Raw genomic sequence first — 25,324 nt, forward strand, 5'->3', positions numbered from 1 at the left:
CAAAAACTAACCTAAGAATATTAGAACATTCTTTAATTGTGACCATGGAGGTCGCTGAGGTGGGTGGATGAAGGAGAAGCCCAAGAAATGTGAGGAGATCGAAATGACTACTCAACAGTTTAATGAACTGAGACAAAAGATTAATGAGCTGACAGCGAGCCAACTAAAATCGCTTCAGGGTGACATTAGTCAATCGCTTAACAAAAAGGAAAGCCCGCTTCTTTCTAACGAAGAACGCGATATGCTTTCAAAACTGTTTGCATAATCAAACCGTTCGAATAAAGAACTTGCACGAAATTGCAACACTTCCTATGCTAACAAAAGCATAACAAGTGAGAGAGTTAACATGCCAGTATCAGGAATACAGTCCGGATATAATATGATTCAGCTGTCGCAGAAGATGGCTGAAGGTGCTGCGCATGAAATTCAACAAGACTTTGTGAAAGAAAACGATTTAGCGTTTAACAAAGTTGACCTCGTCAAAGATAACGAGCTTAATTTCAATAAAGTCTCCTCTGAATTGCCTTCAAACCCAATCGAGCCTCTCGTTAACTTAACTCAAGCTGCAAGCTATAACCGAATCGGTGCATCGGTTGTTGATAAGAACAATGAAGTGATCGGCAGCCTACTCGACATTCACGTGTAAACAACGCTTTAAATACCAATCAGCACACTGCTTTTTATACCAGACACAAAAAAGCGCGATAACTCTAAGAGCTATCGCGCTTTTTGCTTTTAGGCTGTTTTAGCCGTTGGCAAGCACATTATTGTTTAGCAGTGACTCAACGATCTCGTTTGAACTCAGACCGTTAAAGTCCAGCGCATCACCTAAGTGTTCAACCACGATGGTTTGATGCACATTGGTGTCGGTCGTGATGTTTAACGATACCGCCTCGGTAGCCGCATCGTAGTCTGCCGAAATGTGTCCAAGCAAATCATCCATATCGATCATCGGATTGTTAAGATCAGAGATGACCTCACGCAAATCGATACTGTCTTCGTTCACAGTAAAGTCAGTAATGGTATCCACTGCCCCTTCGTCAACGGAATCCACCGTCCACTTGAAGGTATCGCTGCCGTCACCACCGGTTAGGATGTCTGAACCTAGGCCACCGATCAGCACATCATCACCATCGCCACCTACGATAAGGTCGTCACCTTCCCCACCGATTAAGTTAATGCCTGTGTCTCCACCAACTAGGTAACTGTCGTCCGTTGCGCTTGACTGATCAATATCGTCGTTATCACCGCTCACATCCAAACTAATTTGGACAGGCGAAGACTGCGCTTCATCACCATTGGATTCTGTTGATATTGCAGTAACCGAAATATCGTAAGAACCGATATCAATACCGCTGTTGGTGTCTGTCGCCACAATTTCTAGCGTATCAATTTCATCGCTTGGTACTGTCCAAGTGGTGCCATCGAAGCTAATGCCTGATGGAGAAACACCGCTTGTCACCTCTGCACTAGCAGGTACACCTGTTAGTTCCAGTGAAAGTACCTCGTCAATGTCAGTCAACGCCGCCATGATACCCACAATTGCAAGACCTTGACTACTCGCGGTTTGGCTAGCAGCAATTTGACGAACGTAGTTAAACTGAGGATCGATACCCAGTGTTGGGGCATCAGCCACAGGATTCACATTGATAGTGAAGTCTTGATTCGCCTCCAATGCTGTACCCGATGCATTTTCGAAGTATACGCCGTTGTCTTCGACTTTCACCGATAAGGTAATTGAAGCGGCATCCACGTCTCCTGCATCCACAAATACGCCCTCAGAAGCATCTGTCGCACCAAGAACGGAGTTAATGTTATCTGGTGTTCCCATTAGGATAATTTCACCAAACATACCCGCACCTACAGTGACACCACTACCTGCCGGCGGCTCAACACGAACGTCACCTTCAGTCACTGCTAGCGTCACCGTCATGATTTCGTTCGCCTGTGCACCAGTGAAGTCGATGTCGCTTACACTAATTCCCGTAATTTTCTGGCCATCGGCTTCGTTGATCGTATCCGTTACCGACGTAGCTGTGATTTCAGGTGCGTCATTGGTCGCTTCAACATTCAACACTGCTGTGCCCGCAATTGTGATTGGGTCTGGCGCACCGTTAGTGGTTCCGTCATCTGTGATTTCATAAGTGAAGTTAACGTCACCAAAGAAATCTGCAGCAGGTTCAAACGTCCATTCTGTCGCGCTGACTTGCGTTAACGTACCCGCCGAAGGATCCGCCAGAGCAACATTACTAATGGTCAAGTTATCCGATTCAGGGTCACTCGCATTACTCAGAAGTTCTGTCGCAGTAATCGTCACCGCGCCACCATCTTCTTCCGTACTGCTTAGCGTTACTTCAGATGTCACCGGAGAATCATTCACCTCGGTGACTTCAAAGGTTGCTGTTCCTGACACTGTCTGAGGATCAGAAGCACCATTCGTCGTACCGTCATCGGTAATGGTGTAAGTCAGGTTCACCGTACCGTTGTAGCCCGGAGCGGGTGTAAATGACCATGTACCTGAGACGTTATCGAAATCCAATGTACCGCTACTTGGGTCGACCAATTGAACGCTACTCACTGTCAACGTGTCGTTCTCAATATCAGACGCATTCGCCAACAAATCAGCTTGGGTAATCTCAACCGCCGCACTGTCTTCCGCAACATCAGAAAGTGTCACTTCAGACGTTGTTGGTGCATCGTTTACTTCCGTTACATTGAAAGACGCGCTGCCATTAACCGATTTAGGATCGGATGCACCATCTGTCGTGCCATCATCTGTAATGGTGTACGTGATTTCAACTGGACCGTTGTAATTTGGCGCTGGGGTAAACTCCCACTCACCAGTACCGCTGTTGAAAGTAATGCTACCCGAACTTGGATCGGTTAACTGAACATTACTAACAGTGAGGTTGTCGTTTTCTACGTCTGTCGCATTCGCAATAAGATCCGCTTCAGAGATAGAGAACACACCACTGTCTTCTTCAACATCCGGTAGCGTCACTGGCGTAGTTTCTGGGGTATCGTTCACCGCTGTCACTTCAATATTGAAGCTGCCGCTGTTGGTATTTAGGGTGTCATCTACCCCACCAATCACAATACCTTCATTGCCTTGGTCATCAACAGTCACGTCCACCTGAACGTCACCAAAGAAGTTCAGGTCTGGATTGAACTCAATCAGGCCGTTTGCAATGGCATTGTTTAGATCGGCCACAGTGCCTTTCAGCTCAACGGAATCCGTACCATCACCGCTCACGGTTAGGTTGTAAGTAGTGATAAGCGTTGGGTTGAGCTCCAAGATACCGCTGTCTACAGTAACATTGAGCACGTATTCAGCATTCGGATCATCTAACACCGCATCAACGTCTGTGATGCTGAAGCCATCAAGCAGCAACGGAGTATCCTCTTGCGTTTCAACATCCACTGTATTCACGAACTCTGGGCGGTCGTTAACAGCTTCTACTTCGACATTTACATCGAACTCTTTCGGTGTGCCTAGGCTTTGGCTTCCATCTAAGCCAGTATCAACGGCCTGCACTTTAAACTCCAATGTGCCATTCCAAGAATTGTCGTTGCGATCGCCAGAGTTAAAGACCACTTTATCCAGATCTTGAGCATCAATCTCTAGAACGAACACACCGCCACCTTGATCGACAAATGCAGTGCCGTCGGTAAGTTCAATGCTTGCACCGTCTGGTACATTCGCGATTTCTACACGAAGTGTTTCTGGATCGTTCTCTTCATAATTCGCACCATCACCAATCGACTCTTGGTTATCGACCACAAGAGCATTGATATTGATTTCAATGTCTTCACCCTCATTACCTGAAACTAAGGTATCTGGGTTTACATCAACATCATCACCAATTGGATCAATGATCACTTTGAAGTTGCCAGTGTGTTCCGTAGGTACTTTAAGCAACTCTTCCTGTGTGAAGGCAGTAATGCCAATATCAACTTCACCGCTGAAGTTTTTCGGTGGTTGGATTTGAATTGAGCTCAAATCAACAGATGTTTGTGTCAAATCATTCAGTTGAATACTCCACTCACCACCACCGTTGTTTTTCACCGTGTAATCAGGAGAGCTAGAAGTCACAATAAAGTCGGTCGGTAATCCAGTAAGCTTCAAGGAAACAAACTGTTCTGAACCATCATTATCGTTCAGACTCACCGATACGCCGGAGCCTGACTGCGTCAATGAAATAAGAGTATCTTCATCGCCTGTGACAACGATAGGTTGAGAAGGATCTGCACCACTTATCGTAATGTCATCAACCACTGGTGTGATTTCAAACGACACGTTATCAGTGAAGGTGCGAACATCGGTATCGTCGCCAGGGTTAGCAAGCGTTGTTTGATCGATGATTGCTGTATCCGTGATCTCCCCTTCGATATTAATTTGAACGGTATTTTGACCGCCACCAACTGGGTAATTCTCTTTCGGCTTGAACAACACTTCATCCAATGCGCCCGCAGCAATTTCAGCAGCACTGAACTCGATACTTGTGCCTAATGAGTTGCCACTCGCGTCAACAAACTCACCTAATGTCGTATCATCAAGCGTGAGCTTAATGTTGGTGAGCGTCTCTCTGCCCGCTTGCAAGTTATTACGGTTGTCAGCAAAGTCGACATTCAAGTTGAGCTGAATCAAGCCATCTTCGTAGCCAATACCATCATTGGTTGGGACATCATTGTTAAGGTCGTTCACTGGTTGCTTGTCAGCATCTAAGCCTAACGTACCAGTGATATCGACTGTAACATCTGGTGTCACATTGCTATCAAGAGGTTGATCACCCGAAGAACCTGGGACATCCGCAACTGGCAAGATCTGAACAGGTAGTGACTCTAGCGTCGTGTTTTCATCACCCGATTGAGTATCGGTGGTAACGAAGAGAACTGGCAGCGTGAAGTCACCAGCCCAGTCTTCGGCAACACGTAGGGTCAAACCATCGAGGCCAGTAATGTTGCCACTCGCATCAATCGAAGCTTGGAACACGTATTTGCCGTCAACGAAGTCAACATCAGTGCCGCCAATAACTAGGCCCGGAGGTACACCAGGTGATGAAGGGTCAATAACAAGCGTTAGGACATCTTCTACGCCATCAGCATTGATGGTGCTGACTTTAGATGACAATTGCGTACCCAAATCAACAGTATTGTCTTCGTTGCCATCAATTTGAACCGTGTTATCAAGGTCAATTTCAGCCGCTACGCTGGTTTGAGGCGTGATATCTGTTGGGAACTCGAGTGTAATGTCAGTCTGACGTTGAACTGTTGCGTCTTCTTCGATCGTATCTTCACCCAAGTCGTTCACTTGTGCGTAGATGGTCAAGCCAATTGAAGAAATACCGTTGTTATCACCGTCGTCGGTGTCATCATTAGGTGTAAGATCCAAACCTGCTGGCGCAATAATCGAGAAGTTTTCTTCATCAGTGATCGTCCAGCGACCACCACCTTCATTTGATGCGCCAACAATGACTAGCTGATTCAAGATTTCTGGGTCAGTAATACTGAATTGAACTACCAATTGAGTCACGACTTCATCAGAAGAATCATCAAACTCTTGATATTTGATGATGTTAGCACCGGCTTGACCACCAGCACTGGTGTTAATCGTGAAATCGATATGGCCTTGAGCATCAGCCCGAACTACATCGGTCGTTGTACCACCCGATTCTTCAACCAGTAGACGAGTTTGATCAGCGACATCACCTGTTAAGTCCTCTGGTTCAACAACCGGATTCACTTGAACATTAACTGTACCGTTAATCACGGTAGATGCGATGCCCTCACCCGGATTGCCTGAGTCGACATACTCTGCATCAATTTCTTTCACCGTCACCTGTGTACTCAAGCTAAAGTCAGTACTTGAGTCCTGTTCAAGCTGGACTTGAATATAGCCATCTTGAGTGATTCTGGCAGAGAAGTCTTGCTCTGACTCGTTAGTTCCCGGAGTGAGCGTAATGCTGCCACCTGTCACGGTTTGCGCAACACCGTCAACATAAACAGTACTGCCATTTGGGAAGCCAGTGATTGTTAGGGCAGCAAAGAATTCGTCCGCATCCGGGCTTTGCGTTGCTGTCGGCTCCCAATCAATATTAATGCGCGTGTCTTCGTTGCCTTCAGAACTAACGACATAGTTGTCTTGAGCATCAATCACAGGGGCAACTTTAACGCGGATTTCACCAGTTACCTCACGCGTATGACCATCGTTCTCAGTCACGATAGTGGTTGCTGTGATGGTAATATTTTCTGTCGACGACGCTTCAGGTCGAATAACGATGCCCGAGTTTACGTTAGCATTGGTAATGTTTGCTTCGTAAATAGGTTGGCCTGCTCCATCGTATCCAACAAACGTTAGGTCGATAGAGGCACCATCGTTATCAAACAGTTCCACACCATCAGGGATGTTAGACAGCAATACCGTGATGGACTCTGAACTATCAGCTGGATTGTCTTTCAGTTCTCCTGATACCACGCTAAACGCGAGATCAACTTGACCGTTCTCATCGATTTCGGCTTCGATTCCTCGAACGGTACCATCATCGAACACGTTCCAAATGCCAGTTTTATCGTTCAGTTCGATGTCTGGAATATCCGCAACACCTTTCACCGATACAATCACCGATTGCGTGCCCAAAGAACGAATGTCCTGAGCGGCGCCCCCTGATAGAGAGGCGTTGTCTTTCACAATACCTTCTACATCAAACGTGAAGTCTTCGTTACTGTGTAATGGAGGAAGCACTTCAACATTAGCAAGGCTTGATTCTGGAATTTCGTAGTAAAGAACATTACCGCCACTGTCTGTAACTGCATTGATTTGGCTTGGATTTGCTGTATCAAGCCAAACCAACGTCACACCATCAATGGAGAAATTGTCAATGCGTACAAACAGTTCTTCAGAGCCATCAATATCATCTGATGGGCTCATCGTAATGACCTCGCTCAACTGAAGCGGATCGTGGTCTGTCACAGGGTCGACGGTATCTTGAGTTCGAGCGTTATCCTCAAAAATGTTGATGCGATTCACCACAAAGTCTGCTTGGTCAGCGACAGGGTTAACGTCAATCACAATTTCTTCGGTTTCAGAACGCGCCGTTTCTTTGCCCGTCAGAGGGTTATTACTCTCAGTCGTAATCGCGGTTACATCTAGCTTAATTTGGCCAGAGAAGTGCTCCGAAGGATCCACTTCAACCTCGTCAATACGACTCGCATCCACTAGGTATTTGCCACCTGCTTCTGGAATAGGTGTACCATCTGAGTAAACCAACGTCGCATTGTCTCCACCCTCGGTAAAGACAAGTTCATATACGATAGACTCTGGGTTACTGATATCTTGCGTGTTCGCTTCAATGTCTAACTCAACATTGTTGCCATCTTCATCAACGGTGTAATCGAAGGTGCTGCTAGCGTTCCACGTTGCAATATCAGCAACCGCATCAACTTCAATATCCAAGCGACCATTAATCGTGTGGTCTGGCGTACCATTGTTAAGAATTTCCACACGGATACGAGGATCGATACCAGAAGCATCGGTTGAGGAATGGCGATCTGGTACAAAGTACAAGTTATCTAGCGAGACAAGCTCACCATTGAATGATTGCTCGACATTTGATGCATCAAGAACAACCGTATTGCCGACAGGCGTTAATTCAATGTAGTTGCCGCTACCGTCTCGATAGTAGAACGTACCGTTGTGAGTATTGGCATCTCGAATAGTGATGTCACCTAGGCTCTCGTTACGATCGATATCATGCAAATCGATAACCAAATCGACTTTCGCTGGCGTCACATCCAAGGTTGATAGGTTATCTTGGGTATTTGCAGAATCCACACCTGCGACAACACCACCACGACCTTGGTCCTCGAACGCGGTGACGGTTGACGTATTAATCTGCGCGTTACGGTCGGTGATTGAGATATCAACATCAGCATCACTAGTATCACCGTCACCATCGGTTGCAACAACGTTGATGGTGAAATCAATCGAATCGGTTTCTGTATGGTCAAGATCGTCATTTGGACGGAAAGACACGCGGCCGTCGGTTCGCACAATCAAACGACCGATTTCGGTATCCACTCCGTCAAGAACTTTGTGAACGAACACAACTTGGTTACTGCCGTTTAAATCAACAGAGTCCGAGTCAACACCGTTTTGCTTGAAGTAAATACCCGAATCATCAGCCGAGAATGAAGTCACTTGTGCGCCGTCCGCACCAAGATCATCATCACCCTCTACAGGGTCTCGGAATAAGCGAACCGTACGGTTACCTTGTCCCTCAATACGCGAAATAGACGCATCGTGCAGGGTTGGAACATCATCGGTAATCGTCACTGGTAAGTTAATGCCGGCCGTATCGCCATCGACATCGGTCGCGAAGACTGGAAGATCGAGTATGAGTGTATCTTCGCCTTGGGTTGAATGGTCTAGCGCACCCTCAAGCGTAAACTTGTAAGAGCCGTCAGCGTTCAAAACTAGCGTGAACACTGAGTTACCATCAGGTGTTTGACCTTGATAAGTAAAGTTGTTGTTGCTTACCGCGGTTTGAACTAAAGTTACCGCGAGACCACCTGAAGTGACTCCTGGGATCGGGTTAGAAGTAAGCTCCAACTGGTAAGAGACAACTGTATCTGCCCCTTCTACCGTATCGAAATTGCCTGTTGCTTCTAGGCTGTCTTTGTTGGTTGCCTGAGAGCCATTAGCGAGATCATCCTCGTCAACAGCCAACGCATCTGCTGATGTAATTTCAGGAATGTCATCAACAATGGTGATTGGAAGGTTCAGTGATGATGACGTATCGCCATCAAAATCTGTCACTGTAATTGGGATATCAATGACAAGGTTGTTTTCACCTTGAACAGCGTCATGGTCGATTGGCCCCAACAGTTCAAATTGGTAACTGTCGTTATTCGCATCAAGAGACAAGGTGAAGATCTTAGTTGATGTGCCAGTAATGACCGCTTCGTAACTGGTTACACCACCAACCGAGCTCACCACATTCAACTCGATGCTGTTGCCGTTCGAAGTTAAGCCAGACACAACGGCATTGAGGTCAGAAACTTGGTAACTGACAATCTCATCCGAACCATCAACGACTTCAAATCCACCAGTTAATACCGTTGAATCGCTACTTGTCGTGTCTGAGCCACCAGCAAGATCATCTTCATCGACTGTTTGTTGGCTAGTGTCTGTCACTTTCACAATCGCAGGAACATCGTCCACCACGGTAATCGGCAAGGTGATATTATTTGAAACATCGCCATCAAAATCGGTCGCGTTGACTGGGAAGTTGATGACTAACGAGTTCTCATCGTTACCCGCAGGATGATCAAGTGCACCCAACAGTTCAAATTCATAACTGTCTGCTGAACCATTTAGCGTCAGTTTAAAGACGGTGTCCGTCGTACCTTGTACATAAGCTCGGTACTCAATCACACCGTTTGAGTTTGAAAACTCAACCAACTCAAGCGGTTGACCACCTGAGGTAAGTCCAGATACAGGCGACGTTAAGCTATCCAACTGGAAGCTAACGATAGAGTCGGCACCATCCGTAACGTCAAAGTTGCCACCAATGATATTGGATTCTGGCGTGTCGTCCGAACCTTGGCTTGGAATATCATCCTCATCCACAGACAAGGTACTACCAGAGCTAATAGCATCAATGGTTGGTTTGTCATCTACGATGGTCACTGGCAAGGTCGCAGTGATGGTATCGTTGTCGCCATCTGTAATCTTCACAGGTAGATTCAACAAAATCTCATCAGAGTTAACCGCGTGATCTAACTGACCAGATAACTCAAAGTCGTATTTACCATCTTGATGAAGTGTCAACGTGAAGACCGTCACTCCACCCGGAGTTTGTCCCACGTAAACAAGCGCGTCAGCAGTTGAGGCGCCAACGTCTTGGGAAAGTGTTACCTCTTCTCCACCCGATTTCAGATTCGGGATAGGATTTGAGCTTAGATCCAATTCGAAAGCATCAATACCATCTGCGCTAGTGACTTCGAACTCACCTGATACCGTTAATGGCTCTTTCGTTCCATCAGAACCAAGAGGTAAGTCATCTTCGTCGACACGTAGACTTTCAATATTGGTAACAACTGGAACATCGTCCACAACGGTAATTGGCAATGTGAAGGCTGGTGAAGTATCACCATCATTATCTGTCGCCGTCACAGGGAGGTTAATAACAATCTCGTTTTGCTGATTACCATCTGGATGATCAAGCGGCTTCTGTAAATCGAACTCGTAGGTGTTGTTCGTTGCATCCAACGTCAGTTCGAACACCACTTCAGTAGGATTGCCAGCGACACCTTGGTATACGTTCACGCCGTTTGCGCTAGAAGACAGAACTAAGGTGATAGCTTCACCATCTGAAGTCAGAGAGGCAACAGGTGTGGTCAGGTCACTCAGCTGAATAGAAGCAACTTGGTCAGCACCTTCGGTGATATCAAAAGTACCTGAAATAACAGTATCTTCTGCACTTGCAGCATCCGTACCTGCTGGTAGGTCATCTTCATCAACGGTTTGTTCGCTGCCTGCTAGTAAACCGTCAATGGTCGGAACATCATCCACAACCGTAATTGGTAAGGTGATGTTGTTCGACACGTCTCCATCAAAGTCAGTCGCGTTTATCGGTAAATTGATGATCAGTTCATTTTGTCCATCAGCATTTGGATGATCGAGAGGAGCAAGCAAATCGAACGTGTAGCTGTCATCAGAGGCATCGAGGGTTACACGGAATACTGGTGTCGTCGTGCCATCAATACGAGCTTCGTAAACTGAGACGCCACCTGCGTTTGATACTTCAACCATAACCAGTGATTGACCACCAGAGGTCAGGCCTTGTACTGGCGTGGTTAGGTCAGAAACGCCATACTCCACAATGCCATCAGAGCCATCAGTCGCGATGAAGTTACCTGCAATGCTGTTCGACTGCGTACCATCGGATCCGATTGTTGGGATATCGTCCTCATCAACCGTTTGCACACTTGTGGCTTCGATGCCACCAAGTGTCGGCTTGTCATCAACGATCTTGACAGGAATTGTCTCAGCAGAGGTATCGCCATCAAAGTCGGTCGCGATGATTGGGAAGCTCAGTGTCAGCTCGTCACTATCTACCGCGTGGTCGATTGGACCTTCTAACGTGAAGTTATAAGAGCCATCGGTATTCACTGTCAGCGTAAAGACCGCTTCAGTCCCCGCTGCCGCTTCGTAAGTAAAGCTACCATCGCCGTTTGCGGTTTCCGTCAGTGTGACTGCCACGCCTTGTGATGTGAGTCCAGCTACTGGTGCTGCAGAAGCATCGAGCTGATAGCTCACCACTCGGTCCGAGCCTTGTGTGGTGGTGAAGTTGCCATCGATTGAAATCGGGTCAGTTTGGTCTGAGCCAATCGTACCTAAGTCATCCTCATCAACGGTAATCGCATCAACATCGGTAATAGTTGGCTTATCGTCCACGATGGTGACTGGGATCGTTTCTGTGGTGGTATCACCATCAAAATCCGTTGCGATGATTGGGAAGTTCAGCGTCAGCTCATCACTGTCTACCGCATGGTCGATTGGCCCTTGAAGCGTGAAATTGTATGAGCCATCCGTGTTTACTGTTAGCGTAAATACGGCTTCAGTTCCTGCTGTCGCTTCATAAGTGTAGCTACCGTCGCCGTTTGCAGTTTCCGTCAGCGTGACGGCCACACCTTGTGATGTCAGACCATCAACTGGTGTTGCAGCAGTATCTAATTGGTAGCTTACTACCCCGTCAGAGCCTTGCGTTGTAGTGAAGTTGCCATCGATTGAAATTGGATCTGAGCCGTCAGAGCCAATCGTCGCTAAGTCATCTTCATCCACGCGGATCGCGTCTACGTCAGTGATGCTTGGTTTATCGTCAACAATGGTGACAGGCAATGTTTCTGTCGACGTATCACCATCAAAGTCTGTCGCGATAATCGGGAAATCAATTTGTAGGCTGTCACTATTTACCGCATGGTCTAGCGGACCTTGCAGAGTAAAGGTGTAGCTGCCGTCTGGCTTCACCACTAATTCAAATACGGCATTGCCGTCTGCTGTGGCAGTGTAAGTAAAGCTGCCATCACCATTTGTTGTCTCAGTAAGCACGACAGGCTCACCATGAGAGGTTAACCCTGCTACTGGATCTGCTGTTGCATCAAGCTGGTATTTAACAACGCTGTCCGAGCCTTCAGTTGTGGTGAAAGACCCCGACATAAACGCATCATCGTTTTGGTCTGAGCCAATTGAGGCGAGATCATCTTCGTCTACCGTCAGTGGGACAACATTATCGATGGTTGGAACGTCATCAGTAATCGTGACTGGAATGGTCGCGGTCGTCGTATCGCCATCAAAGTCTGTAGCAATGATTGGGAAGTTCAGAACTAATTCATCGCTGTTTAACGCATGATCCACCGGACCTTCTAGACGGAAGTTGTATGTGCCGTCTGCATTCACGTTCATGGTGAAGACAGGATTGCCATCCGCGGTAGCCACGTAAGTAAAGCTGCCATCGACATTCGCAGTCTCTACCAAAGTAACAGGCTCACCTTGGGAGGTTAATCCCGAAACAGGATCAGAAGTTGAATCAAGTTGGTAGCTCACCACTCGGTCTGAGCCTTGAGTAGTAGTGAACACGCCTTCAACAAACACAGCGTCAGTTTGGTCTGAGCCAATGCCTGATAAATCATCTTCATCCACAGCCAGAGGCACAACATTATCGATGATTGGCGCATCATCCGTGATCGTGACTGGAATGGTCGCCGAAGTCGTATCACCATCAAAGTCGGTGGCAATAATTGGGAAATCAATCGTCAGGCTGTCGCTGTTGGCGGCATGGTCAATCGGGCCTTGCAGCGTAAAGTCGTACGTACCATCTGTTGCGACATTCAACGTGAAGACAGGATTGCCGTCAGCGGTGGCCACATAGGTAAAACTGCCGTCACCATTCGCGGTTTCCACCAAGGTAATCGCCTCACCTTGAGAGGTCAGCCCCGCAACAGGATCTGCTGTTGAATCCAGTTGGTAGCTCACCACTCGGTCAGAGCCTTGTGTGGTCGTAAACGCGCCTTCAACGAACAGATCGCCGCCTGGCTCTGAGCCCACACCGCTAAGGTCGTCTTCATCGACACTCAACGCATCCACCGCTGTAATGGTCGGTACATCATCAACAATCGTGACTGGAATGGTTTCAGTAACGGTGTCGCCATCAAAGTCGGTTGCGATAATTGGGAAGTTAAGTGTCAACTCGTCACTATCAACCGCGTGATCAATCGGCCCTTCTAGCGTGAAGTTGTAAGATCCATCAGTATTCACTGTCAGCGTAAAGACCGCTTCAGAGCCCGCGGTTGCTTCGTAGGTAAAGCTGCCATCACCGTTTGCAGTTTCAGTTAATGTGACCGCCACACCTTGCGATGTTAAACCGTCAACTGGTGTTGATGAGCCATCTAACTGGTAGCTCACCACTCGGTCTGAACCTTGTGTGGTGGTGAAGTTACCATCAATAGAAATTGGATTGCTTTGGTCTGAACCGATTGACGCTAGGTCATCTTCATCAACCGTAATGGCATCTACGTCAGTAATAACTGGCTTATCGTCCACGATGGTGACCGGGATAGTGGCATTTGTGGTGTCACCATCAAAGTCGGTCGCGATGATTGGGAAGTTGAGCGTTAACTCATCACTATCAACAGCATGATCGATTGGGCCTTCAAGCGTGAAGTTATAAGAGCCATCAGTGTTCACTGTCAGTATAAAGACCGACTCGGTGCCTGCTGTTGCTTGATAGGTAAAGCTGCCATCGCCGTTTGCGGTTTCAGTTAGCGTGACTGCCACGCCTTGTGATGTGAGTCCAGCCACTGGTGTTGCAGAAGCATCGAGCTGATAGCTCACTACTCGGTCAGAGCCTTGTATGGTGGTGAAGTTGCCATCGATTGAAATCGGGCCAGTCTGATCTGAGCCAATCGTACCTAAGTCATCTTCATCAACGGCAATCGCATCAACATCGGTAATGGTCGGTTTATCATCCACGATGGTGACTGGGATCGTTTCTGTGGTGGTATCACCATCAAAATCCGTTGCGATGATTGGGAAGTTCAGTGTCAGCTCATCACTGTCTGTCGCATGGTCGATTGGACCTTGCAGCGTGAAGTTGTATGAACCATCCGTATTAACGGTCAGCGTAAATACTGCTTCAGTTCCTGCTGTCGCTTCATAAGTGTAGCTACCGTCGCCGTTTACGGTTTCAGTCAGCGTGACGGCCACACCTTGTGATGTTAGACCATCAACTGGCGTTGCAGCAGTATCTAATTGGTAACTCACCACCCCATCAGAGCCTTGCGTTGTAGTGAAGTTGCCATCGATTGAAATTGGGTCTGAGCCATCAGAGCCAATCGTCGCTAGGTTATCTTCATCCACGCGGATTGCGTCTACATCAGTGATGGTTGGTTTATCATCAACGATGGTGACAGGTAGTGTTTCTGTCGAGGTATCGCCATCAAAATCTGTTGCGATAATCGGGAAGTCGATTTGTAGACTGTCACTATTCACCGCATGGTCTAGTGGACCTTGCAGAGTAAAGGTGTAGCTGCCGTCTGGCTTCACCACTAATTCAAATACGGCATTGCCATCTGCTGTGGCAGTGTAAGTAAAGCTGCCATCACCATTTGTTGTCTCAGCAAGTACGACAGGTTCACCATGAGAGGTCAACCCTGCTACTGGATCTGCGGTTGCATCAAGCTGGTATTTAACAACGCTGTCCGAGCCTTCAGTTGTGCTGAAAGAGCCCGACATAAACGCATCATCGTTTTGGTCTGAGCCAATTGAAGCGAGATCATCTTCGTCCACCGTGAGTGGAACAACGTTGTCAATGGTTGGAACGTCATCAGTAATCGTGACAGGAATAGTCGCGGTCGTCGTATCGCCATCAAAGTCTGTAGCAATGATTGGGAAGTTCAGTACTAATTCATCGCTGTTTAACGCGTGATCGATCGGCCCTTCTAGACGGAAGTTGTATGTGCCATCAGCATTCACATTCATGGTGAAAACAGGATTGCCATCCGCAGTTGCCACGTAAGTGAAGCTGCCATCAGCATTCACAGTCTCTACCAAAGTAACAGGCTCACCTTGAGAAGTTAAACCTGAGACAGGATCAGAAGTTGAATCAAGTTGGTAGCTCACCACACGGTCTGAACCTTGAGTAGTCGTGAACGCGCCTTCCACAAACACAGCATCAGTTTGGTCTGAGCCAATGCCTGATAAATCATCTTCGTCTACAGCCAGAGGCACAACATTATCGATGATTGGCGCATCATCCGTAATCGTGACTGGAATGGTTGCCGAAGTCGTATCACCATCAAAATCAGTGGCAATAATTGGGAAATCAATCGTCAGGCTGTCACTGTTAGCTGCATGGTCAATCGGGCCTTGCAGCGTAAAATCGTAAGTGCCATCTGTTGATACGTTTAACGTGAATACCGGATTGCCGTCTGCGGTCGCCACATAAGTAAAGCTGCCATCACCGTTGGCGGTTTCCACCAAGGTAATCGCCTCACCTTGAGATGTCAGACCCGCAACAGGATCAGCGGTTGAATCCAGTTGATAGCTCACCACTCGGTCAGAGCCTTGAGTGGTCGTAAACGCGCCTTCAACGAACAGATCGCCGCCTGGATCTGAGCCCACACCACTAAGATCGTCTTCATCAACACTCAACGCATCCACCGCTGTGATGGTAGGTACATCATCAACAATCGTGACTGGAATGGTTTCAGTAACGGTGTCGCCATCAAAGTCGGTTGCGATAATTGGGAAGTTCAGTGTCAACTCGTCACTATCCACCGCGTGATCAATCGGCCCTTCTAGCGTGAAGTTATAAGAGCCATCAGTATTCACTGTCAGCGTAAAGACCGCTTCAGAGCCCGCTGTTGCTTCGTAGGTAAAACTGCCATCACCATTTGCGGTTTCTGTTAGCGTTACCGCCACACCCTGTGAGGTTAAACCGTCAACTGGTGTTGATGTGCCATCGAGTTGGTAGCTCACCACTCGGTCTGAACCTTGTGTGGTGGTGAAGTTGCCATCAATAGAAATTGAATTGCTTTGGTCTGAACCGATTGACGCTAGATCATCTTCATCAACCGTAATGGCATCCACGTCAGTAATAACTGGCTTATCGTCCACGATCGTCACAGGGATCGTGGCGTTTGTGGTGTCGCCATCAAAGTCGGTCGCGATGATTGGGAAGTTGAGCGTTAACTCATCACTATCAACAGCATGATCGATTGGGCCTTCAAGCGTGAAGTTATAAGAGCCATCAGTGTTCACTGTCAGTGTAAAGACCGACTCGGTGCCTGCTGTTGCTTGATAGGTAAAGCTGCCATCGCCGTTTGCGGTTTCAGTTAGCGTGACTGCCACGCCTTGTGATGTGAGTCCAGCCACTGGTGTTGCAGAAGCATCGAGCTGATAGCTCACTACTCGGTCCGAGCCTTGTGTGGTGGTGAAGTTGCCATCGATTGAAATCGGGCCAGTCTGATCTGAGCCAATCGTACCTAAGTCATCTTCATCAACGGTAATCGCATCAACATCGGTAATGGTCGGTTTATCATCCACGATGGTAACAGGCAATACGATTTGACTTGTGTCACCATCGAAATCAGTAGCAATAACATTAAAATCGAGGGTTAAGCTGTCGCTATTTGCCGCATGGTCGATTGGACCTTGCAGCTCAAAACTGTACGAGCCGTCGGTATTCAAAATTAATGTGAAAACTGCGCTGCCATTTGCCGTTGCGCTGTAGGTGTAACTGCCGTCTGCATTTTGCGTTTCGGCAATGGAGACGGTCTGACCTTGAGATTGCAGGCCATTTAAAGGATCAGCGTTTACATCCAACTGATACTGTACGACGCCATCAGAGCCCTGAGTCGTCGTGAACTGACCTTCAACCAGCGTTGGCTGTGATTGGTCAGAGCCTACCGAACTTAAATCATCTTCATCGACGGTAAGAGCAACAACGCCGTTAATGGTTGGCACATCATCAGCAATGGTTACCGGTAGAACAAGTGAACTGGTGTCACCGTCAAAGTCCGTTGCGACAATATTGAAGTCTAGAGTTAAGCTATCACTACCCACAGCATGATCGATTGGACCTTCAAGGGTAAATGAGTAAGAACCGTCAGGGTTCACTTGTAAGGTGAAGATAGCGTCCCCTTCTGCCGTTGCAGAATAGGTAAAGCTGCCATCTGAGTTGGTTGTTTCCGTCAGAGAGATAGATCGACCCTGAGATTCCAACCCATTGAGTGGATCAGTGCCGCTTTCTAATTGATAACTTACAACACGGTCTGAGCCCTGAGTCGTCGTGAAACTGCCTTGCGCGAGCACAGAGTCGCTTTGATCGGAGCCGATGCTTGATAAATCGTCTTCATCGACGGCTAGTGCCTCAACGCCATCAATCGAAGGAACGTCATCTTGAACTTGAATGACAATTTGCGCGGCTTCTGGTGTGTTCGAACCGTCGGTAATAGAGGAACGGTCACCATCCGCATCTACCGCGTAAACTGGCAGTGAGAAAGTTAGCGAGTCATCGTTAGCACCCGTATGGTCGAGTTGTTCATACAAGTTGAATTGGTATTCGCCCAATGCAGGCGCATCAATCGCCACATCAAATACGGTGATACGCACGCCATCCAGCTCGATGAAGCCTTCGTAAGTACGTACGCCATTACTCTCGGACGCTAGTTCTAGTTGAACAACCTGCCCTTGAGATTGGAGTTCTCCACCAACATTAAACTCTGTAGGTTCCAACTCGTAGTGATCAATGATGTCACTTCCGACCGCTGTCGTGATCGACCCAGTCCCACTTGTTACTACCGCGCCTTCCTGTGAACCTTGGTCAACACCCGCCTCGTCTAAAGACAATCCCGTCACGTTTTCGATCACAGGATTATCGCCATCAAGGATGGTCATCGTAAAGGTGTTGCTTGCCGTATCTTGGTCAAAGTCGACGATTGTGGTTGGCAAAGAGAGCTCAATCGTATCTTCACCGTTTGTTTGTTCTAACGGCTTAAATTGCTCAAATTGGTAGGTGCCATCGGTGTTCAAACTAATGGTTAAGACGGCTTCATTCGAGCCAGCAATGGACAAGGTGATAGTACTGCCGTCTTCAGAGAGTACCGCTTCTGTCGCCTGATTATCACTCAGTAGGCCATCGAACTGACTAAGTCCTTCTTGATTAAACGTGACCGTTGCCAATTGATCGCTACCAATATCAACAAAGGTGCCAGTAATTGGTGTAGAAGAAGATTCAACGTTTTCAAAAGTAACGTTTTGCGGCGCAGGATCATCGCCATCAATAACAATTGTCGTAAAATCAATAGGCGCTTGAATGCTGTTACCACCTATATCTGCACCTGTAATATCAAAAGCAATATTGATTTGATCACCGACGATCGATACTTGGCCATCAGCAACAGACGCAACATGGTCAATACCCTGGTTAATCGTGGTAACGACCTCTAACTCTAAATCACGGCCTAGAGATGTCGCTTCTATCTCGATACGAAGCACTTCGTTACCTTCTTGAGTACCGATAATGGCATTTTGCGCTTCGTCATAAACGAACGCCACTGGCTGACCACCAGAGGTAATATCACTGTTAAGCTCAGTTAACAAAGACTCTAAAGAAGACGTTTCAGGTACAAATGAAGCGGTATCAAGTGCGAGATCCCCTGCTTCAACCAACACACTAGAAGAAATGGTTTGCGGGTAGCTTGATAGAGAAATTGAGCCTTCTGTTACTTGAGAAGAGAGAGACTGACCACCGTCAGCAAAAATGGTGATGTCGAGGCCATCAATATCATCGTCGGTTTCGGTATCACCGCTTGGAGCCGATGTCTCGAAGAAGGTTGAAGCGAGTACTTCGGGATTGTTGTACTCAATGGTAACAAAGCCCGCATTCGCAGAACCGGAACCACCACCTCCGCCAGGAACTGCAGCGGTTGCCTCTAAAATGGCGGTAGGGTCGGCACCTTCCAAAATGGCTTGTTGAATCGCAGCCACGTCTTCTGCACCAAACTCAGCATTTGCCGCTGCCGTTGGGTCAACATTGACTTGTCCGTCAACAGGCGCTTGAACGACCGCTTCCGTCGATGCAGCTTCAGGTGTTGGCGCTGGAATACACGCCACACAATTCTCGTCTACTAGATAGAGAGAACCTTCCGCTATCACTTCAATCGAAGCGCCATTTTCCGTGATGATTACATCACCCGGAACCAATACATCCCCGACGTTAATCGCCCTAACCTTTCCCTCAAGGTTTAAAGCGTAAACATCCCCTTTGACAGCATCTACTAATACTTCCTGCGGCACAGCTTGTGTACTCATCTGACCCCCGCTAATTGGTCAACGTCTTCTCGTTAGACCTTTATACATTATTTTAGTTTATCGGCTTATGATTCACCGTTTATCACAACTCTGATTTAACTAAGTATTGAGTCAATAAACAATCATATTTTGCAGTTTCGTTAATCGTCAGATACGAAAACTGCACCTAGTCACAATTATGTGACACCAACAAACCACTAAAATACCAACCAAACATATGAAAATAATAGACTATTAATGAAAGCTTAGTATTTATAAATAAAAAGACGAAGTGACGTGAAATTATGAAGTTAAGACTAATCCGCCCGTACCGATAAGAAGCGGTAGAAATGCGAACAAAATGTCGTAGCTTGAAGATCGTTTCGCAAGTCGGATAAGGAAAGGTGAAGAGAAAAACATCACCATCAAATACTGAACGACATAGTCAGAAGGAATCAGAATCAGCATCAGAACATGTGTTAATACGTGGATAGCCACTCCCCACGAATGAGGTTTGGTACGCATCATCAAGGCAAATGAAAACAGAAAGCTAATGGCAACAGGCATAAATTACACTTAATTAATAATGATTCTCATTTTCAATATTATGTTATTGTCCTAATTCCTTCAACTCAGTTTTGTCTATTGTTTGCATCGCTATTATCAATCAACATAATAAGTAAAATTATCAATGAATTTTTTCCTAAACGTTTGCGTAATCGCTAACCTTCTCTTAACCTTGATTTGAGGCTTTCATCACGGTTTTTCCATTGCTATAGTTCACCCATCAAAACGAACAAGACCATTCGAGGCATGGAGCTTCCTCGTTAATCTCAAGATGAGAAGAAGTGGTACCGACAAAATTCGGCAGATTTAAGAGGGTCAAATAATGGAAATGAACATGGTTGAGATTCTAGGCTACGCGGCTTCTATCATGGTTGCTATCTCACTAACTATGAAAGATATCGTTAAGCTTCGTATCCTTAACTTTATCGGCTGTGCACTTTTCACAGCGTACGGTTTGATGATCGATTCATGGCCAGTAGTTCTAACTAACGGTTTTATTGCATGTGTTAACGTGTACTTCCTTGCTAAAATGCAGCAGGAAAAAAAAAGCCTAGCGCCTGAAGAGGCCTAGGAAAAACGATTTTGGAAAGCCCGTAAGTATCATGCTTACGGGCTTTTTTGTTTTTGGTCGCGAGTGTCGATTCGCTTTCGCTAGCGTATCCAGTTCAACTTCAGAGTTTCGCGGCGGGAGAACATTTCTACATGAACCGACACAACGCCCTTCACTTTTTCTAATGACTCTTCAGAGTCCGCCTCACAAGTTATCAGTAAACGCTCCCCTTCTAACTTAAACTCCGTATTTCCAACAGGAAATGTCACCAAACCTTTTTCATCATTCCAAGTCGCCGGCACTTTACGCGCAAAGTGGCGACACAAAGTCACGAGATATTTCGCCGCATGCTCGCTTTCAATTACAGTGGTTTCTTTGATCATTTCAGTCCCTCGTCACTTTCATAAAAAAGGCTCTCGTACGAGAGCCAAACATCTAAGGTTGTTGTTATTGCCCTTAGAGTTAGAATTGATAAGCGGCAGACAACTTGTAGTTACGCCCTGGTTCGTAATCGTCTAACGTAATCCCCCTTGCTGTGCCTGAACGAGAGGCGTGGGATGTGTAGAGCTCATCAAATACGTTATCAATACCAAAGGTGACCGATAACCCGTCAACGTCAGAAGGTACCCATTGTGCGTACAAGTTGTGAACATCGTAACTGTCTTTCTTCGGTTGGCCGTCAAACACGTTGTCTTCCTCAAGCACAAACATTGAGTTCCAGCCGAAAATGGTTCCTAACGAATCAGATTGGTAATCCAGCGTTAAAGCGATGCTGTCACCCATGTCAATACTGCGGCCATTACCACCCGCTACTGGGCCGCCCGTATCTTTGTTCTTTGTATCCGACTTAGAGTAAGACAGTTTGCTGCCGAAGCTCTCGTAACCATAGAAAGCACTCGCTTCAAAACCTTTGATCTCGACATCACCCTCATTGTAAATAAGGTATGTTTGAGTCGCTCCTTGATACGCTTCTGCAATGTAGTCATCAATATCGGTTTGGAACACGGTTAGGTTTGCGCCAAATGTGTGTTCATTTACCGTCTTATTGAAACGAACGCCACCTTGGGTGTTGAGTCCCGTTTCTGGCTTCAAACCATCTTGTAGATAAGCCACATCTTGATAAGCAATAAAGGTTTCCATTAGCTCTGGACCTTTAAATAGCGAGCGAGAACTTGCAAACAGAGTCCAGTCTTGTGTTACTGCCCACTCTGCCGCTAGTGCCCATGTCACTTCGTCGTAATCGTTGTTACCTGTTTCAGCTTTGCGTTGGTAGTCGTCAAATCGTAGGCCGGCTGTGATCGAAAACGCGTCCGAGATAAAGAATTGGTCTTCGACGAACAAAGCTGTAGAAACCGCAGATTCATCCATGAACTTGCTGCTGCCATAGTAACTTTCAGAAGTCTTATCCATGTAATCAAGGCCGTAAGTCGCGCGATGGTCAAAGCTACCCAGAGTGAGCAATGATTGGAATTTTGCGCTTAAGCCAAAGTTCTGGTTTTTCGCGGTATTTTTCGATAAGCGGTTTGTTGGCCAACGCGGCGCCATGACAGATTCATCACGGACGATTTCGGTTTCAGTGTTGTATAACGTGACGTTCCCTTGGTGTTGCTCACCACGAAGCTCATAACTTAATGTGACCGTGTCACGATCATAATCGGTTGGAATCAGAAGCTCACTCGACAAACCATTATTGGCGTCACCAGACATATCGGGGCGTGGGTTGTAATCACCACTGTCACGATACATATCGTATGAGATTTCTAGTCGGTGAATATCGCCAAACTCATAACCGAGCTTACCTAAGATGTTGTAAACATCTCCTTTCGCACCAAAGGTTTTATTGCCATCACCATCTTTAAAGTCATCACGTGTTACGTAGTGACCATAGACCATCGCGTCCACATTTTCAGACAGCAATCCATATAGTGTTAGAGAACCTTGTTGGTTGTCGTTAGACGCATAACCGCCGTAAACGCGAGCACCAAAGTTTTCATCGTAACGCAGCAGATCACGAGCATCTTTAGTTTCAAAGTACACTGAACCGCCAAGACCGCTTTGGGTAACTGAGTTATTACCCACTTGGATATCTGCTGACTTTAGAATGTCTGGGTTGAGTGTAAGGTTACCAATATGGTGGAACATGTTGGCATGCTGAGAGGCACCGTCTAAACGGATATCAAGATCGGTTTCACCCAGACCACGAATCGTAATACGTTGATTGACAGAGTGTGTACCACCCACGTCGACGCCGGGAATATCACGAAGCAAATCAGACATGTGGTCAGCTTGTTTGAGCGACATGTCGTCGGCAAACATTGATTCGGTGTTACTGGATACCTTCGTACCCCATACCACTACCTCTTCGAAATGAGAATCTTGATCTTGGGCTAAAGCGGGATGAGCAAGCGCCACCCCGACTGCTAGGCATAGGCTTGAAAGCTTAATTGGTGAGCTAACTGGGCTTTCCATAAACGTCTTCCTAAATATAAATGATAATAATTCTCACGTATGATAGGGTCGCTATTGATAAATACAAAGACGAATCACTTATGCGAAATCGCATAGGTGTTATGAGGAAACGTCAAATGGCGGAAGAGACCAAAAAAAGAACTAAAATTGCCAAAGTAGCTCTAACCAAAAAGCTTGAGCAGACGGAAAAACAGATCATTGTGACTCAAGGTCAAAGCAACCAAACCCAACTTGCGGAAGGTCAATTCCTCTCCTACCAATACAACGACCAAATCTTTGTTCATGGCGGACGTTGCATTGAATTAGTCGATTCGAATATCGTTTCAACCGCACATTCTGCACTACTGGTTACCATTCTGTTGGAGGGGAAACTCTCTTTTGGCTACGATGACCTCGAATTTGATTTCGACGCAAGCAAAGGCCCACAAGGCGTGGTTGTTAACCTAGCTAAGCCTGCAAACTTCCGCCGCTCGCTGATTCAAAACAACCGCATGAATAAAATTAATATTCTTATTAAGCCACCTTGGTTGGAATCGAGAATGGCGGGACATTGCGGTCACAAACGCTTTATTGAAACTCACCAAGCCTTTTACACGCTGGAGCTTAATGAGACGTTAATTGATTTGACACGAGCTCTCACTCAACATGAATCTCCGACAAACATGAAAGATCGTATAGAGGTAGAGTGTTTGATTTACCAAGTGCTCTACCACTCGATTGGGCAAATGCCAGACGACTACTGCGCGGAGTGCGAAGAGAAAAAGCGTTCTGGCGATGCTCGAATCGAGGATGTAGTCAGTTATATAGAGACGCACCTCGAAGAAGATTTAACCTTAGAACGCTTAGCAGAACAGTTCTCGATGAGCGTCTCTAACCTCCAGCGTCGCTTTAAACAGTCTTTTAATATGACCGTCAACGGCTACATCCGTCACCGCCGGTTGGAGATTGCTCGTCAGCATTTGGAGCGTGGATTAGTCACCATCACGGAAGCGGCATACGAGGCGGGTTACCACCACCCATCAAACTTTACCAACGCCTTCAAGAAAGTGTTTGGTGTTCCGCCACACGAGGTCGTAAACAGCCATTGATGGTATTCGTGTCAACGCCACAAAATAGGTTTGCTCTCAAAGCCATTTGGGAAGATAAACACTTGGCGTTATACTCGCGAGAAAGGTTTTCTGAAATACAGAGGTCATCATGAATATTGGTGCAGTTGCGAAATTAACAGGGTTGTCTTCTAAGTCGATTCGTATGTACGAAGACAAAGGCATCATCTCGTCACCGGCTCGCAGCGATTCAGGCTATCGCGAATATTCTGACAAACACATCCAAGAGCTCAACCTTGTTTCCCGAGCGAAAAACGCAGGATTCTCACTGCAAGAATGCAAAGAATTTGTGCAACTGGCGCACAACCCGAATCGCAAGAGCAGCGAAGTGAAAGCGCGTACGATGGATAAGCTTCATGAGGTTGAGCAAAAGATCGCTCACTTGTTGGAGATTAAAAAGCAATTAGAAGGTTGGGTTTCATCTTGCCCAGGCGATGCCGAGAGCCGATGTCCAATCATTGACGAGCTCACCAAGTAAGCTCGCCAACATTTCTATTTCGTTTTAATTTAATGGATATAGCTTTAATGGTAAGTGCACATACGCTTGCCATTAAGCTCAATGATATTAAAAGGTGTCTCGTAGATATCTTCTAACGTGGATGCCTGAATCACCTCCTCTACTTTGCCAGTAGCAACCACTTTGCCCTTCTTCAACGCAAGGATCTCGTCGGAGTAACAAGCCGCAAAGTTAATATCATGAATCACCACGACCATGGCTTTATTCATATCGTGCGCAAGACGTTGAACGACTCTCATGATTTGTAGCGAATGCTTGATATCAAGGTTATTCAGTGGCTCATCAAGGAAAACGTAATCCGTATCTTGGGCTATCACCATCGCAATAAACGCCAACTGTCGTTGACCACCACTCAATTCATCTAAGAACTTATCTTCAATTTCTTTCAGGTCTAAGTAGTCAATTGCTTGCTCGATGATCGCATGGTCATCTTTGGACAAGTTACCTTTTGAATAAGGGAATCGCCCAAACGAGACCAATTCTTTTACGGTAAAACGCATCGTGATCGTGTTTGCTTGGCGCAACACTGCCAGTTTTTTCGCAAGTTCTTTTGTGTCCCATTCTGCAATCTCTTTGCAGTCAATCATGACACTACCGCCATCTCGCTCGGTTAATCGTGACGCCATCGACAGCAAGGTACTCTTTCCTGCTCCGTTTGGACCAATAATCGATGTCACCTTCCCTTTCTCAAATTGGGCATCCGCACCATCAACCACTTTGTTGGAACCAAATGCTTTGGTTAATTTATCTATAACTATCAT

10 protein-coding genes are annotated in these 25,324 nt (G+C 46.6%); 5 read left to right on the top strand and 5 right to left on the bottom strand.

From position 1 onward, the window contains the following. The first annotated feature begins 103 nt into the window (after window positions 1-103). Entirely contained in the window at window positions 104-265 is a 162-nt protein-coding gene (locus KIT90_RS00280) for a hypothetical protein (RefSeq protein WP_162998341.1), read from the top strand. Between the two features lie 114 nt (window positions 266-379). Continuing rightward, the gene (locus KIT90_RS00285; RefSeq protein WP_005437768.1) at window positions 380-646 is read left to right on the top strand and encodes a hypothetical protein; all 267 of its coding nucleotides are present in this window, start codon (window positions 380-382) and stop codon (window positions 644-646) included. A 99-nt stretch (window positions 647-745) separates the two neighbouring features. Here the strand turns inward: KIT90_RS00285 and KIT90_RS00290 are convergent, their stop codons facing one another. After that, the gene (locus tag KIT90_RS00290) at window positions 746-19,375 is read right to left on the bottom strand and encodes a retention module-containing protein (RefSeq protein WP_285374385.1); all 18,630 of its coding nucleotides are present in this window, start codon (window positions 19,373-19,375) and stop codon (window positions 746-748) included. Window positions 19,376-19,657: 282 nt separating this feature from the next. Next, on the bottom strand, window positions 19,658-19,921 hold the full coding sequence (locus tag KIT90_RS00295) for a hypothetical protein (protein WP_009704152.1): 264 nt from the start codon (window positions 19,919-19,921) through the stop codon (window positions 19,658-19,660). Window positions 19,922-20,243: 322 nt separating this feature from the next. On the opposite strand from KIT90_RS00295, the gene KIT90_RS00300 reads away from it, so the two are divergent. Further along, window positions 20,244-20,492, top strand: coding sequence for a YgjV family protein (locus KIT90_RS00300; RefSeq protein ID WP_005431786.1), 249 nt, complete (start codon window positions 20,244-20,246; stop codon window positions 20,490-20,492). Window positions 20,493-20,572: 80 nt separating this feature from the next. On the opposite strand, the gene KIT90_RS00305 is transcribed toward KIT90_RS00300, so the two are convergent. Both KIT90_RS00305 and KIT90_RS00310 read right to left on the bottom strand, forming a co-directional pair. Continuing rightward, window positions 20,573-20,854 carry a DUF2218 domain-containing protein gene (locus KIT90_RS00305; RefSeq protein WP_009704151.1) on the bottom strand — a complete coding sequence of 94 codons (282 nt, stop codon included), beginning with the start codon at window positions 20,852-20,854 and terminating at the stop codon, window positions 20,573-20,575. Window positions 20,855-20,933: 79 nt separating this feature from the next. Continuing rightward, complete coding sequence (locus KIT90_RS00310) at window positions 20,934-22,940, bottom strand: TonB-dependent siderophore receptor (RefSeq protein ID WP_285374388.1); 2,007 nt, start codon at window positions 22,938-22,940, stop codon at window positions 20,934-20,936. Between the two features lie 116 nt (window positions 22,941-23,056). Here KIT90_RS00310 and KIT90_RS00315 point away from each other — a divergent pair, with 116 nt between their 5' ends. Beyond that, window positions 23,057-24,028: a helix-turn-helix domain-containing protein gene (locus KIT90_RS00315; protein ID WP_285374389.1), complete on the top strand. Its 972-nt coding sequence runs from the start codon at window positions 23,057-23,059 to the stop codon at window positions 24,026-24,028. Between the two features lie 109 nt (window positions 24,029-24,137). Beyond that, window positions 24,138-24,524 carry a Cu(I)-responsive transcriptional regulator gene (gene cueR, locus KIT90_RS00320; protein WP_005437780.1) on the top strand — a complete coding sequence of 129 codons (387 nt, stop codon included), beginning with the start codon at window positions 24,138-24,140 and terminating at the stop codon, window positions 24,522-24,524. Between the two features lie 44 nt (window positions 24,525-24,568). Here the strand turns inward: cueR and vctC are convergent, their stop codons facing one another. Then, entirely contained in the window at window positions 24,569-25,324 is a 756-nt protein-coding gene (gene vctC, locus KIT90_RS00325) for an iron chelate ABC transporter ATP-binding protein VctC (protein WP_285374391.1), read from the bottom strand.

This window comes from Vibrio sp. B172a (assembly GCF_030248355.1).
GTDB lineage: Bacteria > Pseudomonadota > Gammaproteobacteria > Enterobacterales > Vibrionaceae > Vibrio > Vibrio owensii.

What these genes read in the sequence shown, in the direction of transcription:
- KIT90_RS00280 (WP_162998341.1), top strand. Translation starts at nt 104, where the DNA reads ATGACTACTCAACAGTTTAATGAACTGAGACAAAAGATTAATGAGCTG.
- KIT90_RS00285 (WP_005437768.1), top strand. Translation starts at nt 380, where the DNA reads ATGATTCAGCTGTCGCAGAAGATGGCTGAAGGTGCTGCGCATGAAATT.
- KIT90_RS00290 (WP_285374385.1), bottom strand. Translation starts at nt 19,375, where the DNA reads ATGAGTACACAAGCTGTGCCGCAGGAAGTATTAGTAGATGCTGTCAAA.
- KIT90_RS00295 (WP_009704152.1), bottom strand. Translation starts at nt 19,921, where the DNA reads ATGCCTGTTGCCATTAGCTTTCTGTTTTCATTTGCCTTGATGATGCGT.
- KIT90_RS00300 (WP_005431786.1), top strand. Translation starts at nt 20,244, where the DNA reads ATGGAAATGAACATGGTTGAGATTCTAGGCTACGCGGCTTCTATCATG.
- KIT90_RS00305 (WP_009704151.1), bottom strand. Translation starts at nt 20,854, where the DNA reads ATGATCAAAGAAACCACTGTAATTGAAAGCGAGCATGCGGCGAAATAT.
- KIT90_RS00310 (WP_285374388.1), bottom strand. Translation starts at nt 22,940, where the DNA reads ATGGAAAGCCCAGTTAGCTCACCAATTAAGCTTTCAAGCCTATGCCTA.
- KIT90_RS00315 (WP_285374389.1), top strand. Translation starts at nt 23,057, where the DNA reads ATGGCGGAAGAGACCAAAAAAAGAACTAAAATTGCCAAAGTAGCTCTA.
- cueR (WP_005437780.1), top strand. Translation starts at nt 24,138, where the DNA reads ATGAATATTGGTGCAGTTGCGAAATTAACAGGGTTGTCTTCTAAGTCG.
- vctC (WP_285374391.1), bottom strand. Translation starts at nt 25,324, where the DNA reads ATGATAGTTATAGATAAATTAACCAAAGCATTTGGTTCCAACAAAGTG.